This is a genomic window from Pseudomonas sp. FA117 (genome assembly GCF_057370475.1).
Window position 1 is genome coordinate 1,810,226 of the sequence record NZ_CM170675.1, and the last position, 15,480, is coordinate 1,825,705.

The following is a 15,480-nucleotide window of genomic DNA, read 5'->3' on the forward strand; positions in this document are numbered from 1 at the left end:
CGTCCATAGCTATCGCAGCCCGGTGCTGCCCGGCTGGCCCCGTGGGGGCGGCCATCAGAACACGCGACGCCAGGCGCGTCGGCGTACAGGTTGAAGGTGGAGCGGTGCGCAGGAAGAACCTGGGGCCGGTCCATCGTCGTTTCGAACACGAATTTGAGCTCAAGGGTCGGGGCAGGGCAGGCGGCAGCAAGCCCGCCAACGACCGAAACGGGAGAAATAAAGCATGAGCAACTGGTTGGTAGACAAACTGATCCCTTCGATCATGCGTTCCGAGGTGAAGAAGAGCTCGGTGCCGGAAGGCCTGTGGCACAAGTGCCCGGCTTGCGAGGCCGTGCTGTATCGCCCGGAACTGGAAAAAACCCTCGACGTCTGCCCCAAGTGCAACCATCACATGCGTATCGGCGCCCGTGAGCGTATCGACATCTTCCTCGATGCCGATGGCCGTGCCGAGCTGGGTGCCGACCTGGAGCCGGTCGACCGCCTGAAATTCCGTGATGGCAAGAAGTACAAGGACCGCCTGACCGCGGCCCAGAAACAGACCGGCGAAAAAGACGCGCTGGTGTCGGTCAGCGGCACCCTGATGGGCATGCCGATCGTGGTCAGCGCCTTCGAGTTCTCCTTCATGGGCGGCTCGATGGGTGCCATCGTCGGCGAGCGCTTCGTGCGCGCCGCCAACCATGCCCTGGAAAACCGTTGCCCGATGATCTGCTTCTCCGCTTCGGGTGGCGCGCGCATGCAGGAAGCGCTGATCTCGCTGATGCAGATGGCCAAGACCTCCGCCGTGCTGGCGCGCCTGCGCGAAGAAGGCATTCCGTTCATCTCGGTCCTGACCGATCCGGTCTACGGTGGTGTGTCCGCCAGCCTGGCGATGCTCGGCGATGTCATTGTCGGCGAACCCAAGGCGCTGATCGGCTTTGCCGGCCCGCGCGTGATCGAGCAGACCGTGCGCGAGAAACTGCCGGAAGGCTTCCAGCGCAGCGAGTTCCTGCTGGAGCATGGCGCCATCGACCTGATCATCTCGCGTCATGACCTGCGTCCGCGCCTGGCCCGTCTGCTGGCGCAGATGACCGGTCAACCGACCCCCGAGCAGGCCAAAGAAGCGGCCGTCGTCGCGTGATGAGCCAGCGCACCCTGGGCGAGTGGCTCGCATACCTCGAACAGTTGCACCCGTCGGCCATCGACATGGGCCTGGAGCGTTCGCAACAGGTGCTGGCACGGCTCGCGCTGGGTCGGCTGGCGCCACGTGTGGTGACGGTAACCGGCACCAACGGCAAGGGTTCGACCTGCGCGTTCATCGCCTCGCTGCTGCGTGCCCAGGGGCTCAAGGTCGGCGTGTACAGCTCGCCGCACCTGCTGCGTTACAACGAGCGGGTGCTGATCGATGGCGTCGAAGCCAGCGATCAGCGCCTGTGCGAAGCCTTCGCCGCCGTCGAGGCGGCGCGAGGCGAGATTTCCCTCACCTACTTCGAAATGGGCACCCTGGCGGCGTTCTGGCTGTTCAGGCAGTCGGCGCTGGATGCCGTGGTGCTCGAAGTGGGCCTGGGTGGCCGGCTGGATGCGGTCAACCTGATCGATGCCGACGTGTCGCTGGTCACCAGCATCGGTGTCGATCATGTCGACTACCTGGGCGACACCCGCGAGCTGGTAGCCTTCGAGAAGGCGGGCATTTTCCGCCAGGGCAGGCCTGCGCTGTGCGGCGATCTGGATCCACCGCAGCCGCTGCTGGACAAGGTGCGTGAGCTGGGTTGCCCGTTCTCGCTGCGCGGTCGGGATTTCGACCTGGCCAGCACCGACAGCCACTGGCAGTGGCGTGGGACGGATGCCGATGGCTCGCCGGTGGAGCTGGCGGACTTGCCGCTGCTCGACCTGCCGATGGAAAACGCTGCCCTGGCACTGCAGGCCTACCTGTTGATGGGGCTGCGCTGGGACCGCGAGACCATTGCCCAGGCATTGCTCGACACGCGCGTCACCGGTCGCCTCGATCGCCGTACGCTGACCTGGCAGGGCAAGCGCCTGGAACTGCTGCTGGACGTCGGGCACAACCCGCATGCCGCCGAGTACCTGGCCCGCCGCCTGGCGGCGCGCCCGGTTCGCGGGAAACGGCTGGCAGTCTTCGGCCTGCTGCTCGACAAGGACCTCGACGGTGTCATCGCTCCACTGGACGGGCTGGTCGATCACTGGGCGGTCACGCCGCTGGACTCCCCGCGCAGTCGCGCTGGCGAAGAACTTGCTGTTGCCTTGACGAACCACGGCGCTGCGGTGAAGTCTTACCCCAGTGTCGCCGCTGCCCTCGAAGGGCAGTGTGCGCAGGCAACGGCGGATGACCAGATCCTGCTGTTCGGTTCGTTTTTCTGTGTCGGCCAGGCCCTGGAATGGCTCGAGCGGCAGGTCGCGGAGGATGGAGTAGATGGCAGTGCTGGATAAAGGGATGAAGCAGCGCATGGTCGGTGCGCTGGTACTGGTGGCGCTCGCGGTGATCTTCCTGCCGATGCTGTTCACCCGTGAGGACGAGATGCGCCAGGTGCGCGTCGAAGCGCCCGAAGCACCGGCCATGCCGAGCCTGCCCGAGGTCAAGGTCGAGCCGGTGCAGGTGCCGGAGCCGCAGGCATTGCCAGACCCCTCCGAGCAAGCGCCGGTGATCGTCGACGAGTCCACTGCGCCGGTCAGTGCGCCGAGCCAGCCGATCGCTCCGGCGCCCTCGCAGGCGGCCCAGGCCCCGGCACCCAAGCCACAGGCTACGGCGCCCGCAGCCAAGGTCGAGGCGCGTGCAGCCCAGCCCGCCGCCCAGGCTCCTGCGACCAGCGCCACCAAGCCGGCAGCGGCGTCGAAGATCGATGCCAATGGCCTGCCGGTCAGTTGGTCGATTCAGTTGGCCAGCCTGTCCAACCGTGCCGGTGCCGACAACCTGCAGAAAACCCTGCGCAGCCAGGGCTACAACGCCTACATTCGCTCGACGGATGGTCTTAACCGGGTCTTCGTCGGGCCGTTGATCGATCGCGCCGAGGCCGAGCGCCTGCGTGACGTGATCAACCGCCAGCAGAACCTCAAGGGCATCGTGGTGCGTTTCCAGCCCGAGCGCAGCTGAGTGTGACGGCCTGGCCTGCGTTTTCGCGCAGGCCAGGCAGGCCGTTTCTCCCGGCGACCACTGGCCTCGCCGGCAGGGGAAAGCTGTCCTGGAAGTCAGGCTGCAGGCCTTCAACGGCGTGACATTCCGCTTACCCCAAGCCCTTTGCTCTGTTAAAATACGCCGCCTCAAACGTCTGCAGGCAGCACCGTGGCATTTACCTGGGTTGATTGGGCGATCATCGCGATCATCGCCATTTCCTCACTGATCAGTCTCAAGCGCGGCTTCGTCAAGGAAGCCTTGTCACTGCTCATCTGGATCATTGCCGGCGCAGTCGCCTGGATGTTCGGCGGTTCGTTGTCGCAGTACCTGGAAAGCTATATCCAGACACCCTCGGCACGCATCATCGCCGGGTGTACCATTCTCTTCGTCGCCACGCTGCTGGTGGGGGCGATGATCAATTTCCTCGTCGGCGAGCTGATCCGCGTCACCGGGCTGTCCGGCACCGATCGCTTCCTCGGCATGGCCTTCGGCGCTGCGCGCGGGGCCCTGCTGGTGGTGGTGGCCGTCGGCCTGCTCAGCCTGGGGCTGGTACAACAGGATCCGTGGTGGCAGGAATCACGCCTGATACCACAGTTTCTGCTGGTCGCCGACTGGTCGAAGAACCTGATTCTCGGTTTTGCCGGTCAATGGATGTCCAGTGGGATCAGCTCACCGGTTGATCTTCCGTTCAAGGAACAGTTGCTCGGTCCATCCCGGCCCTGAGCGCTTTTCACTCAAGTTTCGTCAAAGTAGGGGTTGCGTCGCATGTGTGGCATCGTCGGTATCGTCGGTAAGTCGAACGTCAATCAGGCGCTGTATGACGCGCTAACGGTCCTCCAGCACCGCGGCCAGGACGCTGCCGGTATCGTGACCAGCCATGACGGCCGGTTGTTCCTGCGCAAGGATAATGGCCTGGTGCGCGATGTCTTCCAGCAGCGCCACATGCAGCGCCTGGTCGGCCACATGGGCATCGGCCACGTGCGCTACCCCACCGCGGGCAGTTCCACCTCCGCCGAGGCCCAGCCGTTCTACGTCAACTCGCCGTACGGCATCACCCTGGCGCACAACGGCAACCTGACCAACGTCGAGCAACTGGCCAAGGAGATCTACGAGTCCGACCTGCGCCACGTCAACACCAATTCCGACTCGGAAGTGCTGCTCAACGTGTTCGCCCACGAGCTGGCCGTGCGCGGCAAGCTGCAGCCGACCGAGGAAGACGTGTTCGCCGCGGTTTCCCACGTGCACAGCCGCTGTGTCGGTGGCTACGCCGTGGTGGCGATGATCACCGGCTACGGCATCGTCGGTTTCCGTGACCCCAACGGCATCCGCCCGGTGGTGTTCGGCCAGCGTCATACCGACGAAGGCGTCGAGTACATGATCGCCTCGGAAAGCGTGGCCCTGGACGTCCTCGGCTTCACCCTGATCCGCGACCTGGCCCCGGGCGAAGCGGTGTACATCACCGAAGAAGGGCAGATGTACACCAAGCAGTGCGCCAATGCGCCGAAACTGCAGCCGTGCATCTTCGAGCATGTCTACCTGGCCCGTCCCGATTCGATCATCGATGGCATCTCGGTGTACAAGGCGCGCCTGCGCATGGGCGAGAAGCTGGCCGAGAAGATCCGCCGCGAGCGTCCCGAGCACGACATCGACGTGGTCATCCCGATTCCGGACACCAGCCGCACCGCGGCCCTGGAACTGGCCAACCACCTCGGCGTGAAGTTCCGCGAAGGCTTCGTCAAGAACCGCTACATCGGCCGTACCTTCATCATGCCCGGCCAGGCCGCGCGCAAGAAATCGGTACGCCAGAAGCTCAACGCCATCGAGCTGGAATTCCGTGGCAAGAACGTGATGCTGGTGGACGACTCGATCGTGCGCGGCACCACCTGCAAGCAGATCATCCAGATGGCACGTGAAGCCGGCGCGAAAAACGTCTACTTCTGCTCCGCGGCGCCTGCGGTGCGTTACCCCAACGTCTACGGCATCGACATGCCGAGCGCTCACGAACTGATCGCCCACAACCGTACCACCGAACAGGTGGCCGAGTTGATCGGTGCCGACTGGCTGATCTACCAGGACCTCCCGGACCTGATCGAATCGGTCGGTGGCGGCAAGATCAAGATCGAGCACTTCGATTGCGCGGTGTTCAACGGTGAGTACGTCACCGGCGACATCGACGACGCCTACCTGGAACGTATCGAGCAGGCCCGTAACGACGCGGCCAAGGTCAAGACCCAGGCCGTCAGCGCGATCATCGACCTGTACAACAACTGATTCTGGGCTTTCAGGAGTAACGGCATGACGGATCAATGGGATGCCGGTCGGCTGGACAGCGACCTGGAGGGTGTCGGCTTCGACACCCTGGCAGTGCGCGCCGGTCAGAACCGCACGCCTGAGGGCGAGCACAGCGAAGCGCTGTTCCTGACCTCGAGCTATGTTTTCCGCACGGCTGCCGATGCGGCCGCGCGTTTTGCCGGCGAAACACCGGGCAATGTCTACTCGCGCTACACCAATCCGACCGTGCGTGCCTTCGAGGAGCGTCTGGCGGCCATGGAAGGCGCCGAGCAGGCAGTGGCGACCTCCACCGGCATGGCGGCGATCCTCGCCGTGGTCATGTCGCTGTGCAGCGCCGGCGATCACGTGCTGGTGTCGCAGAGTGTCTTTGGCTCGACCATCAGCCTGTTCGAGAAGTACTTCAAGCGCTTTGGCGTGCAGGTGGACTATGTGCCGCTGGTCGATCTCGCGGGCTGGGAAAAGGCCATCAAGGCCAATACCAAGCTGCTGATCGTCGAGTCGCCGTCCAACCCGCTGGCGGAGCTGGTAGATATCGGCGCACTGGCCGAAATCGCCCACGCCGGTGGCGCCATGCTGGTGGTGGACAACTGCTTCAGCACTCCCGCGCTGCAGCAGCCGCTGAAACTGGGTGCCGACATCGTGTTCCATTCGGCCACCAAGTTCATCGATGGCCAGGGCCGTTGCATGGGCGGCGTGGTTGCCGGTCGTGCCGAGCAGATGAAAGAAGTGGTGGGCTTCCTGCGCACCGCCGGCCCGACCCTCAGCCCGTTCAACGCCTGGATCTTCACCAAGGGCCTGGAAACCCTCAAGCTGCGCATGCGTGCGCACTGCGAGAGCGCCCAGGCCCTGGCCCAGTGGCTGGAGCAGCAGGAGGGCGTGGAGAAAGTGCACTATGCCGGCCTGCCGAGCCATCCGCAGCATGAACTGGCCAAGCGCCAGATGAGCGGCTTCGGCGCGGTGGTCAGCTTCGAGGTCAAGGGCGGCAAAGAAGGCGCCTGGCGCTTCATCGACGCCACCCGGGTGATTTCGATCACCACCAACCTGGGCGACAGCAAGACCACCATCGCCCACCCGGCGACCACCTCTCATGGTCGTCTGAGCCCTCAGGAGCGTGAAGCGGCAGGTATCCGTGACAGCCTGATCCGCGTGGCGGTCGGCCTGGAAGACGTCGCCGACCTGCAGGCCGACCTTGCCCGTGGGCTGGCGGCGCTGTGATCGACTGGACAGGTGGCGAGCCGGACCATAACGGTCGGGTGGCCCTGGTGACCGGTGCCGCCCGCGGCATTGGTCTGGGCATCGCCGCCTGGCTGATCTGTGACGGCTGGCAGGTGGTGTTGAGCGACCTGGATCGCGAGCGCGGCTCGAAGGTGGCCAAGACCCTGGGCAGCAATGCCTGGTTCATCGCCATGGATGTGTCCGACGAGGCCCAGGTCAGTGCCGGCGTGGCGCAGGTGCTGGGCCAGTTCGGGCGGCTGGACGCGCTGGTGTGCAATGCGGCGATCGCCAATCCGCACAATCACACGCTCGAAAGCCTCAGCCTGGCGCAGTGGAACCGGGTGCTGGCGGTCAACCTCAGTGGCCCGATGCTGTTGGCCAAGCACTGTGCGCCTTATCTGCGCGCCCACGGCGGGGCCATCGTCAACCTGGCCTCGACCCGAGCCCGTCAGTCCGAGCCGGACACCGAGGCCTATGCCGCGAGCAAGGGTGGCCTGCTGGCGCTGACCCATGCCCTGGCCATTAGCCTGGGGCCGGAGATCCGGGTCAATGCGGTCAGCCCCGGCTGGATCGATGCCCGTGACCCGTCCCAGCGCCGTGCCGAGCCTTTGACCGAAGCCGACCATGCCCAGCATCCGACGGGCAGGGTAGGGACGGTGGAGGATGTCGCGGCACTGGTTGCCTGGCTGCTGTCACGCCAGGCCGGGTTCGTCACCGGCCAGGAGTTCGTGGTCGATGGCGGGATGAGCCGCAAGATGATCTACAACTGAACCAACACACGACGAGTTGCACAGCAAGGGAGCCGACAAGGCTCCTTTTCTGTTTGGGTGGGGCCTGGTCCGTTTTTCAGCTTTTTCAAAAAAAATTCAATGGGGCTATTGACTTAGCATCGGTACCTGCGTAAATTTCGCGGCCTCAGCGAAGCAAACGCAACAAGCAACATCGCGAGGGTGATTAGCTCAGCCGGGAGAGCATCTGCCTTACAAGCAGAGGGTCGGCGGTTCGATCCCGTCATCACCCACCACTTCCTGAGATTGTTCCTGACCCAGGATGCTTCGAAAGAGGCTCCTAACAGAGAGGAACAGGACGCAAGTCCATATGCGCAGCGGTAGTTCAGTCGGTTAGAATACCGGCCTGTCACGCCGGGGGTCGCGGGTTCGAGTCCCGTCCGCTGCGCCACTTACTTCAACAGATGGGTGAACTTCACCGGTCTGTGGTCAGAAGGCAAGACCTTCCGACCAGATCCCAGTTTCAAGCAGGTCTCGGCCTGTGAGATACGCAGCGGTAGTTCAGTCGGTTAGAATACCGGCCTGTCACGCCGGGGGTCGCGGGTTCGAGTCCCGTCCGCTGCGCCATCTTCTGTTTCGAAGCCCTAGAACTCTTCGAAACGACATCGAAGGCGATGATAAAGTCGCCTTTTTTGTGCCTGCAACACCAGCGCTTGCGCTGGCACGCAGATCCCAGTTTCAAGCAGGCCTCGGCCTGTGCGATACGCAGCGGTAGTTCAGTCGGTTAGAATACCGGCCTGTCACGCCGGGGGTCGCGGGTTCGAGTCCCGTCCGCTGCGCCATACTCGCCTCGAGGTCACTGAACGCCTCTAAGCACAAGGAAAGCGACCTCAGGGTCGCTTTTTTTGTTTGTGCCCTGCCAATGCTGACAGACTCTTCACCGACCAGCGGTTCCAGCGACCGAGGGATGTGTTGCACAATACCGGCATTCGTTCTTCCCGGAATTCACAATGTCCAGATCTACCGTCTCTGTAGCGCTCGGGCTGGCCCTGGTGCTGGCGGGCGTTTCCGGTTGCTCTTCGAAAAAGGCAGCCATCTACGAGCACGAGAACTTCGATGACTCGGGCACCTTCTCGCGCAGCTTCCCGGTCACTGAGGGCGGATCGTGCGAGGCGGCACGCCGGGCACTGTTGAGCCAGGGCTATATCATTACCAGCAGCGACGCGAGCCAGGTGGCGGGCAACAAGAGCTTCCAGCAGAACGCCGAGAACCACCTGCAGATCAGCTTCAACATCACCTGCGCGCCCGACAGCAGCGATGAACAGCGCTCGACGATTTTCGCCAACGCCCTGCAGGACCGCTACACCCTGAAAAAATCCAATACCTCGGCCAGCCTTGGGGTGGGCATCCTCGGTTCGGTGTCGATGCCGATCGGTTCCACCGACGATTCGATGGTCAAGGTGGCCAGCGAAACCGTGACTTCGCCGCAGTTCTACGAGCGTTATTTCGCGCTGGTCGAAAGCTACCTGCCCAAACCCAGGAAGCAGAAGCAGGTCGAGCCAGAAGTCCAGGCTCCCAAGCAGCAGAGGCCTGCGCAGGAGTTGGGGCTGCCCGAGCCCGCCGCACTGGCGCCCGCAGCCCAGCCTGCGCCGGTCAGCAGCACTGCGCCGCAGGCCGACTCGACTGCGCCGACGCCGTTGGCTGCGCCAGCATCCTCGGCAGACCCGGCACCGGCGGCCGCCACTGCGCCCACCCGCGAGGTGCCGGCGGCACCGGTGGTCGATGACAGCCAGGGTTCGCAGCCAGTCGCGCCGCCCGTCGAGCCTGCCCCGATCCAGGTCCAGCAGCAGGCACCGGCCAGCGAGCCCGCGCCATCGTCGTTGTAGATCCGGTTAAATCTGGTGTTACACACGTCCACAGGTTAATGAACCGAACCTCTGCTACGTTTACCACTCATAGGGATGTCATGATTCCTTCACCCAGGCCGCTTAGGTTATAGGCCAGACCCCATGAAAAAATGAGTGCAAGAGGACGCAGGCCAATGGACGACTACCAGGAAGAACTTCTCGAATTCCAGGCGTATGAGCTGGACACCCCAGAGCCTGCCGAAGACGCGACCGAGCTCTAACCCACCTGCCGCTGATGGCGGCGGAACTCCCCCGGCGTAAGCCCCGTCCAGCGCTTGAATGCGCGCTGGAAGGCTTCGGCCGATGCAAACCCCAGCAGATAGGCGATCTCGCCGAAGGCCAGTTCCGTATCGCGGATGTAGGTCTCGGCGAGGTCGCGTCGTGTCTCGTTGAGCAAGCCACGAAAGCTCGACCCTTCTTCGGCCAGTTTGCGGCGCAAGGTCCAGCTCGGTAGCTGCAGGTGCCGCGACACTTCTTCCAGATCCGGCTCGCGCCCGCCGCTGAGCAGCGGGCCAAGCAGGTGGGTGATGCGCTCGCCCAGGCTGCGCACACGCGTGCGCTGTGCCAATTCTGTTTCGCACAACTGCAACAGGTGCAGCCAGGTGCTGGGGCAGTGCTGCGGGTTGGCAAGCTCCAGGGTGGCACGTCCCAGGCGCAATTGGTTGCTGGTGGCGCCGAACTGCACGGGCACGCTGCACAGCGGCTGATACCGTGCCGCGTAGTCGGGCGCTTCGAACTCGATCTCCATGCGTTCGGCCTGCAGCGCAATGCCTGCCAGGCCCGACAACTGCGCGAGCCAGCCGGCCAGCAGCGAATCGACCACGAAGCGGTTGTAGGCGTTGTACGGGCTGATCGAGTAGAAGCGCAGCCAGGCACCCTGGTTGTCCTCGATGAAGCCCGAGCTGCCCCGGTAGTTGGCGGCGTACAGCGGTTCGAAGCGCAGCAGGGTGCGTGCCGCCTCGCGCACGTTCGGCGCTTGTGCCGCCGTCACTCCCGCCAGGCCGGCCTGCGCCAGCCGGCTCAGGCGCCCCATGCGCAGCCCCAGCGCCGGCTCGCCGCACAGTTCGATGGCGGCATGGCCCAAATGCATGTAGCGGGGGATCGACAGCCGCGCGCAAGGCTCACTCATGCGCGCGGCATTCAGGCCATAACGCTGCAGCAGCGGTGTCGGGTCGTGGCCGAGTTCGCTCAGCGCCTCGGCCAGTGGCTGGACGAAGCCTACCGACAGGTCGCCCAGGCGCACGCGTGGCTGGCGCATGCCGTTACAGCCACAGGTTCAGCAGGCGAGCGCCATGGCCGGGGTGACCGGCCAGTTGCTCGCCAGCGCGGTTGGCAAAGCCCTGGCCGTCGCTGCCCAGCTCCCAGAACTGGCCGCGCAGGAACACGCTGATGCTGGGTAGTTGGGGGTTGGCTGCCAGGGTCAGCTGTCGCCAGGCCGCTTCTTCGCTCACTTCGCCCTTGCCCAGTGGCAGTTGGTTGGCCGCCTGTTGATGGCGGTTGCCGCGCCAGGGTTGCTGCCAGCTGTCCTTGCCGCTGAGGAACACCGGGTTGGCGATCAGTTCGACCGACTGACGGCTCAATTGCGCGTGGTTGCGCGGGTACCAACTGTCGCTGCCGACCAGCACGCCCAGGCGCCCGGCCGGGGTCTGCACGACCTGCAGCGGCTGCGCCTGGCCATCATCGATGAAGCGCCGGACTTCGCTGTCGACGTACTGCTGCAACTGTGGCTGGCCCAGCGGCGCACCATCGCTGCCGAACACCAGGCTGCTGTTGTACAGCGGGCCCTTGCCGACCTTCAGCCGGCCGTCTTCGACATAGGGGGCCGGCAGGACGATGGAGCCGGCCACAAGCGTGACGCCGAATTCGCGGGCCAGGTCGCCGAACAGTTGCTGGTAGTCGGCCGCCATCTGCCGCGCCTTCATGCGCAGGTGGGCATCGGAGCGCCGATCGTCACCGGTCGCGGCGAGCATGGCCAGGCCATAGCGCAACGGATTGCTCAACTCCAGCCATTGCCAGGCTTCGCGAAACTGGGTGACCTGGTACAGCTCCTTTTTCTCGCCACGGGCCCAGAGCCAGGTGCCGATATGTTCGGGCAGCACCACCACCGTGCGCGGGTTGAGCAAGCCCTGGGCGCGGGCCTGCTCCAGGTAGGCCGAGAGCTTGCGGTGCAGGCGCTGCAGGTTCTGGTAGTCGGTGGGGTAGAGCAGTGGTTCGATGCCCAGCAGGTTGCCGTGCGCGCCCGGCACGCCCTGGTTGAGCGCCAGTTCGATGCGCAGGTCGGACAGGTAATGGCCTTCAGGGCGCTGCTGGGTCCAGAAGCCATAGCCGCACAGGGCGGCGATCATCACCAGCGCCAGGGCGCTTGCCAGGAGTTTGCGCATGAGCGGGAAGGGGACCTTGAGACGACGAGACGCCCTAGGGTAGACCTGCTGTGCAGCAGGATCAATAAGTTGTCAGTTTCGATCATTGAGCCAGTTCAAACGCCTGTTTAATGTCGAGCGCAGACAAACGACGGGGCCCATGCGAGGCGCCCGCATTCCGTGATCACGCCTCATGTGGAGTCCATCCATGGCTGCCGAACGCTACCCACACCTGCTGGCCCCCCTCGACCTGGGTTTCACCACCTTGCGCAACCGCACGCTGATGGGCTCGATGCACACCGGCCTCGAAGAGCGCCCCGGTGGTTTCGAGCGCATGGCTGCCTACTTCGCCGAGCGCGCCCGCGGCGGTGTCGGCCTGATGGTGACCGGCGGCATCGCCCCCAACGACGAGGGTGGGGTGTATTCCGGTGCGGCCAAGCTCAGCACCGATGAAGAGGCCGACAAGCACCGGGTCGTTACCAAGGCGGTGCACGCAGCGGGCGGCAAGATCTGCCTGCAGATCCTGCACGCCGGTCGCTATGCCTACAGCCCTCGGCAGGTGGCGCCCAGCGCCATCCAGGCGCCGATCAACCCGTTCAAGCCCAAGGAACTGGACGAAGAGGGCATCCAGAAGCAGATCGACGACTTCGTCAACTGCTCGGTGCTGGCCCAGCGGGCCGGCTACGACGGCGTCGAGATCATGGGGTCGGAAGGCTACTTCATCAACCAGTTCCTCGCCGCCCACACCAACCACCGGACCGACCGCTGGGGTGGCAGCTACGAGAACCGCATGCGCCTGGCAGTGGAGATCGTCAGCCGCGTGCGTGAAGCGGTGGGCCGTGAATTCATCATCATCTTCCGCCTGTCGATGCTCGATCTGGTCGAAGGTGGCAGCGACTGGAACGAGATCGTGCAGTTGGCCAAGGCCATCGAGCGGGCCGGCGCAACCCTGATCAACACCGGGATCGGCTGGCACGAGGCGCGCATTCCGACCATCGCCACCAAAGTGCCGCGCGCTGCCTTCAGCAAGGTCACCGCCAAGCTGCGCGGTGCGGTGCAGATCCCGCTGATCACCACCAACCGCATCAACACCCCCGAGGTGGCCGAGTCGGTGCTGGCCGAAGGCGATGCCGACATGGTGTCCATGGCCCGGCCCTTCCTCGCCGACCCGGACTTCGTCAACAAGGCCGCCGAAGGCCGTGCGCACGAGATCAATACCTGCATCGGCTGCAACCAGGCCTGCCTGGACCACACCTTCGGCGGCAAGCTGACCAGTTGCCTGGTCAACCCGCGTGCCTGCCACGAGACCGAGCTCAACTACCTGCCGGTGCGCGCCGTGAAGCGCATCGCCGTGGTCGGCGCAGGGCCTGCCGGGCTGGCAGCGGCCACGGTCGCCGCCGAGCGCGGGCACGAAGTGACGCTGTTCGATGCCGGTGCGCAGATCGGTGGCCAGTTCAACGTCGCCAAGCGCGTGCCGGGCAAGGAGGAGTTCTTCGAGACCCTGCGCTACTTCGACAACAAGCTCAAGAGCAGCGGCGTGACCCTGCGCCTGAACACCCGCGTGGGTGTCGAGGACCTGGCCGGTGGCGGTTTCGACGAGATCATCCTGGCCACCGGCATCAGCCCGCGCACCCCGGATATCCCAGGGGTCGGCCATGACAAGGTGCTCAGCTACCTGGACGTGCTGCTCGAGCGCAAGCCGGTGGGTGAGCGGGTCGCGGTGATCGGCGCCGGCGGTATCGGCTTTGACGTCAGCGAGTACCTGGTGCACAAGGGTGTGGCCACCAGCCAGGACCGCGAGGCGTTCTGGAAGGAGTGGGGCATCGACACCGGCCTGAGCGCGCGTGGCGGCATCGCCGGCATCAAGCCCGAGCCCCATGCCCCGGCGCGCCAGGTGTACCTGTTGCAGCGCAAGAAGACCAAGGTCGGCGACGGCCTGGGCAAGACCACCGGCTGGATCCACCGTACGGGGCTGAAGAACAAGCAGGTGCAGATGCTCAATAGCGTCGACTACCTGAAGATCGATGACGAGGGCCTGCATGTGCGCATCGGCGAGGGCGAACCCCAGGTGCTGGCGGTGGACAACGTGGTGATCTGCGCCGGGCAGGAGCCGCTGCGCGAGCTGCACGAAGGCCTGCTGGCCAAGGGGCAGTCGGTGCACCTGATCGGCGGTGCCGACGTGGCGGCGGAGCTCGATGCCAAGCGGGCGATCAACCAGGGTTCGCGCCTGGCCGCAGAACTGTAAGCCCGTCCGAAGGGGCGACATCGAGCGAGGGTGTTAGACTCACGCCATGTCGCCTCCTTTGTTCGCATTGCCCCAACCCCCTCTGCAACGCCTCGACCTGCCCTGGCTGCACACGGCAGGCGTCGAGGCCGCGATCCTGCGCCTTGACCTGATTGATCCGCTGATCAGCGGCAACAAATGGTTCAAGCTGCAGCACCACCTGCTCGCGGCCGAACACGCCGGCGCGCCGGGGCTGATCAGCCTTGGTGGCAATCACTCCAATCACCTGCATGCCCTGGCTGCGGCCGGTCGCCGCTTCGGTTTCGCCACCGCCGGGTTGCTGCGTGGCCATCGGCAGGACACTCCGACCGTACACGATCTGCAAGCCCTGGGCATGGAGCTGCACTGGCTGGGTTATGGCGGTTACCGGGCGCGCCATGAGCCGGAGTTCTGGCAGCCCTGGCAAGCCCGCTACCCCGCCTGGCACTGCATCCCCGAGGGCGGTGGCGGCGAGGCGGGTGCGCAAGGATGCCTGCAGATCGTCGAGCAGGCCCGTGCACAACTGGCCTCGGTTGGCTGGTCGGATTACACCGCCTGGTGGCTGGCGGCCGGCACCGGCACCACCCTGGCCGGTCTGGTGCTGGCCGAGCAGGGCGCGCATCCCGTGCACGGCGCCCTGGCGGTACCGCGTGATCACGGTGTCGAGCGCACTGTGGCGAAACTGGCGGGGGCTTCAGGCTACCAGCTGCACGCAGCCAGCAGGGGCGGCTTCGCCCGGCTGGACGACGAGCTGCTGGAGTTCATTTCGGCCAGCGAACGGCACTGCGGCGTGCCGTTCGAAGCGCTCTACACCGGCAAGGCCCTGCTGGCACTGCGCGAGCAGGTCAGGGCCGGGCTGTTCGCGCCCGGCTGTCGGCTGATCTTCGTCCACACCGGCGGCCTGCAGGGGCGTCGCGGCTACTTGTAGGGCAGCATGCGCAGCAGCGTGTTGTCGCGGCGGACATAGTGGTGATAGAGCCCGGCGACGGCATGCAGGCCGATCAGCCAGTAGCCCCAGGTGCCGACGCGTTCATGCCAGCCCTTGATGAACTTGGCCTGGTCCGGGTCCTGGCCGATCAGCGCCGGCAGCTCCAGGCCGTAGAACGGAATCGGCTTGCCGGCGGCGCTGAGGATCAGCCAGCCGGCCAGGGGCATGCCGATCATCAGCAGGTACAGCAGCAGGTGCACCAGGTGCGAAAGACCGGTCTGCCAGGCCGGTGGCCTGGGCACGATGGGCGGTGTCGGGCGCGACAGGCGCATGGCCAGGCGCAGCCACACCAGCACGAACACCGTGAGGCCGAGCATGAAGTGCAGGCCCTTCATCAGGTCGCGCTCGGCGCTGTCCCGGGGGAACAGTCCGCGCAGCTCGATGCAGGCGTAGACCGCGGCGAGCAGCACCAGCATCAGCCAGTGCAGGGTGATGGACAGGCGCGCATAGTGGGGCGCGGGTGTGGATGAAACCATGGTCGGTCCTCGTCATCAGGTCGGGTGGGCGCTCTTGCTGGCGCCTGCGGTGGACTTTAGCGCGTCGATCGATGGTTTTTCGTTGTTTCAGGTCGGTGATTTCGATGAAATTTTCCGCCGACGGTCACCCAGTGTCAGCGCCTGC

13 protein-coding genes and 4 tRNA genes are annotated in these 15,480 nt (G+C 65.1%); 14 read left to right on the forward strand and 3 right to left on the reverse strand.

Annotated elements, in window-relative coordinates; all coding sequences use genetic code 11:
- The first annotated feature begins 223 nt into the window (after nucleotides 1–223).
- The 12 genes from accD (at nucleotide 224) to AC1TXO_RS08600 (ending at nucleotide 9,227) form a co-directional block, all read left to right on the forward strand.
- A complete protein-coding gene (gene accD / locus AC1TXO_RS08545; RefSeq protein WP_486405903.1) occupies nucleotides 224–1,117 on the forward strand; it encodes an acetyl-CoA carboxylase, carboxyltransferase subunit beta in 894 nt (297 codons plus the stop codon).
- A complete protein-coding gene (folC, locus tag AC1TXO_RS08550; RefSeq protein ID WP_486405904.1) occupies nucleotides 1,117–2,424 on the forward strand; it encodes a bifunctional tetrahydrofolate synthase/dihydrofolate synthase in 1,308 nt (435 codons plus the stop codon). Before accD ends, folC begins: the two co-directional genes overlap by 1 nt.
- On the forward strand, nucleotides 2,408–3,085 hold the full coding sequence (locus AC1TXO_RS08555; RefSeq protein WP_486405905.1) for an SPOR domain-containing protein: 678 nt from the start codon (nucleotides 2,408–2,410) through the stop codon (nucleotides 3,083–3,085). The genes folC and AC1TXO_RS08555 overlap by 17 nt, the downstream gene beginning before the upstream one ends.
- Before the next feature lie 189 nt (nucleotides 3,086–3,274).
- A complete protein-coding gene (locus tag AC1TXO_RS08560; RefSeq protein WP_486405906.1) occupies nucleotides 3,275–3,829 on the forward strand; it encodes a CvpA family protein in 555 nt (184 codons plus the stop codon).
- Between the two features lie 42 nt (nucleotides 3,830–3,871).
- Nucleotides 3,872–5,377 carry an amidophosphoribosyltransferase gene (gene purF / locus AC1TXO_RS08565; RefSeq protein WP_486405907.1) on the forward strand — a complete coding sequence of 502 codons (1,506 nt, stop codon included), beginning with the start codon at nucleotides 3,872–3,874 and terminating at the stop codon, nucleotides 5,375–5,377.
- A 24-nt stretch (nucleotides 5,378–5,401) separates the two neighbouring features.
- Complete coding sequence (locus AC1TXO_RS08570) at nucleotides 5,402–6,613, forward strand: O-succinylhomoserine sulfhydrylase (RefSeq protein ID WP_486405908.1); 1,212 nt, start codon at nucleotides 5,402–5,404, stop codon at nucleotides 6,611–6,613.
- Nucleotides 6,610–7,383, forward strand: coding sequence for an SDR family oxidoreductase (locus AC1TXO_RS08575; protein ID WP_486405909.1), 774 nt, complete (start codon nucleotides 6,610–6,612; stop codon nucleotides 7,381–7,383). The genes AC1TXO_RS08570 and AC1TXO_RS08575 overlap by 4 nt, the downstream gene beginning before the upstream one ends.
- A gap of 178 nt (nucleotides 7,384–7,561) precedes the next feature.
- A tRNA-Val gene (locus AC1TXO_RS08580) sits at nucleotides 7,562–7,637 on the forward strand.
- A gap of 78 nt (nucleotides 7,638–7,715) precedes the next feature.
- Nucleotides 7,716–7,792: transfer RNA gene (locus tag AC1TXO_RS08585), tRNA-Asp, on the forward strand.
- 99 nt (nucleotides 7,793–7,891) lie between these two features.
- Nucleotides 7,892–7,968 (forward strand) — tRNA-Asp (locus tag AC1TXO_RS08590).
- Between the two features lie 138 nt (nucleotides 7,969–8,106).
- A tRNA-Asp gene (locus AC1TXO_RS08595) sits at nucleotides 8,107–8,183 on the forward strand.
- Between the two features lie 168 nt (nucleotides 8,184–8,351).
- Complete coding sequence (locus tag AC1TXO_RS08600) at nucleotides 8,352–9,227, forward strand: DUF2242 domain-containing protein (RefSeq protein WP_486405910.1); 876 nt, start codon at nucleotides 8,352–8,354, stop codon at nucleotides 9,225–9,227.
- Nucleotides 9,228–9,465: 238 nt separating this feature from the next.
- Here the strand turns inward: AC1TXO_RS08600 and AC1TXO_RS08605 are convergent, their stop codons facing one another.
- Nucleotides 9,466–10,506, reverse strand: a complete 1,041-nt coding sequence (locus AC1TXO_RS08605) for an AraC family transcriptional regulator (RefSeq protein ID WP_486405911.1) — start codon at nucleotides 10,504–10,506, stop codon at nucleotides 9,466–9,468.
- Between the two features lie 4 nt (nucleotides 10,507–10,510).
- A complete protein-coding gene (locus AC1TXO_RS08610) occupies nucleotides 10,511–11,629 on the reverse strand; it encodes a nitrilase-related carbon-nitrogen hydrolase (RefSeq protein ID WP_486405912.1) in 1,119 nt (372 codons plus the stop codon).
- A 187-nt stretch (nucleotides 11,630–11,816) separates the two neighbouring features.
- Here AC1TXO_RS08610 and AC1TXO_RS08615 point away from each other — a divergent pair, with 187 nt between their 5' ends.
- Together AC1TXO_RS08615 and AC1TXO_RS08620 are read left to right on the forward strand one after the other, a co-directional pair.
- Nucleotides 11,817–13,853 carry an oxidoreductase gene (locus AC1TXO_RS08615; protein WP_486405913.1) on the forward strand — a complete coding sequence of 679 codons (2,037 nt, stop codon included), beginning with the start codon at nucleotides 11,817–11,819 and terminating at the stop codon, nucleotides 13,851–13,853.
- A 46-nt stretch (nucleotides 13,854–13,899) separates the two neighbouring features.
- A complete protein-coding gene (locus AC1TXO_RS08620) occupies nucleotides 13,900–14,799 on the forward strand; it encodes a 1-aminocyclopropane-1-carboxylate deaminase/D-cysteine desulfhydrase (protein WP_486405914.1) in 900 nt (299 codons plus the stop codon).
- Here the strand turns inward: AC1TXO_RS08620 and AC1TXO_RS08625 are convergent.
- Nucleotides 14,790–15,335, reverse strand: a complete 546-nt coding sequence (locus AC1TXO_RS08625) for a cytochrome b (protein ID WP_486405915.1) — start codon at nucleotides 15,333–15,335, stop codon at nucleotides 14,790–14,792. The two genes, AC1TXO_RS08620 and AC1TXO_RS08625, sit on opposite strands and share 10 nt — an antisense overlap.
- Between the last annotated feature and the right edge of the window lie 145 nt (nucleotides 15,336–15,480).

Bases quoted from the DNA above. Each gene is read 5' to 3' on its own strand.
- AC1TXO_RS08620 (WP_486405914.1), top strand. From the start codon at position 13,900: ATGTCGCCTCCTTTGTTCGCATTGCCCCAACCCCCTCTGCAACGCCTC.
- purF (WP_486405907.1), top strand. From the start codon at position 3,872: ATGTGTGGCATCGTCGGTATCGTCGGTAAGTCGAACGTCAATCAGGCG.
- AC1TXO_RS08605 (WP_486405911.1), bottom strand. From the start codon at position 10,506: ATGCGCCAGCCACGCGTGCGCCTGGGCGACCTGTCGGTAGGCTTCGTC.
- AC1TXO_RS08625 (WP_486405915.1), bottom strand. From the start codon at position 15,335: ATGGTTTCATCCACACCCGCGCCCCACTATGCGCGCCTGTCCATCACC.
- AC1TXO_RS08610 (WP_486405912.1), bottom strand. From the start codon at position 11,629: ATGCGCAAACTCCTGGCAAGCGCCCTGGCGCTGGTGATGATCGCCGCC.
- AC1TXO_RS08555 (WP_486405905.1), top strand. From the start codon at position 2,408: ATGGCAGTGCTGGATAAAGGGATGAAGCAGCGCATGGTCGGTGCGCTG.
- AC1TXO_RS08600 (WP_486405910.1), top strand. From the start codon at position 8,352: ATGTCCAGATCTACCGTCTCTGTAGCGCTCGGGCTGGCCCTGGTGCTG.
- AC1TXO_RS08570 (WP_486405908.1), top strand. From the start codon at position 5,402: ATGACGGATCAATGGGATGCCGGTCGGCTGGACAGCGACCTGGAGGGT.
- AC1TXO_RS08615 (WP_486405913.1), top strand. From the start codon at position 11,817: ATGGCTGCCGAACGCTACCCACACCTGCTGGCCCCCCTCGACCTGGGT.
- accD (WP_486405903.1), top strand. From the start codon at position 224: ATGAGCAACTGGTTGGTAGACAAACTGATCCCTTCGATCATGCGTTCC.
- folC (WP_486405904.1), top strand. From the start codon at position 1,117: ATGAGCCAGCGCACCCTGGGCGAGTGGCTCGCATACCTCGAACAGTTG.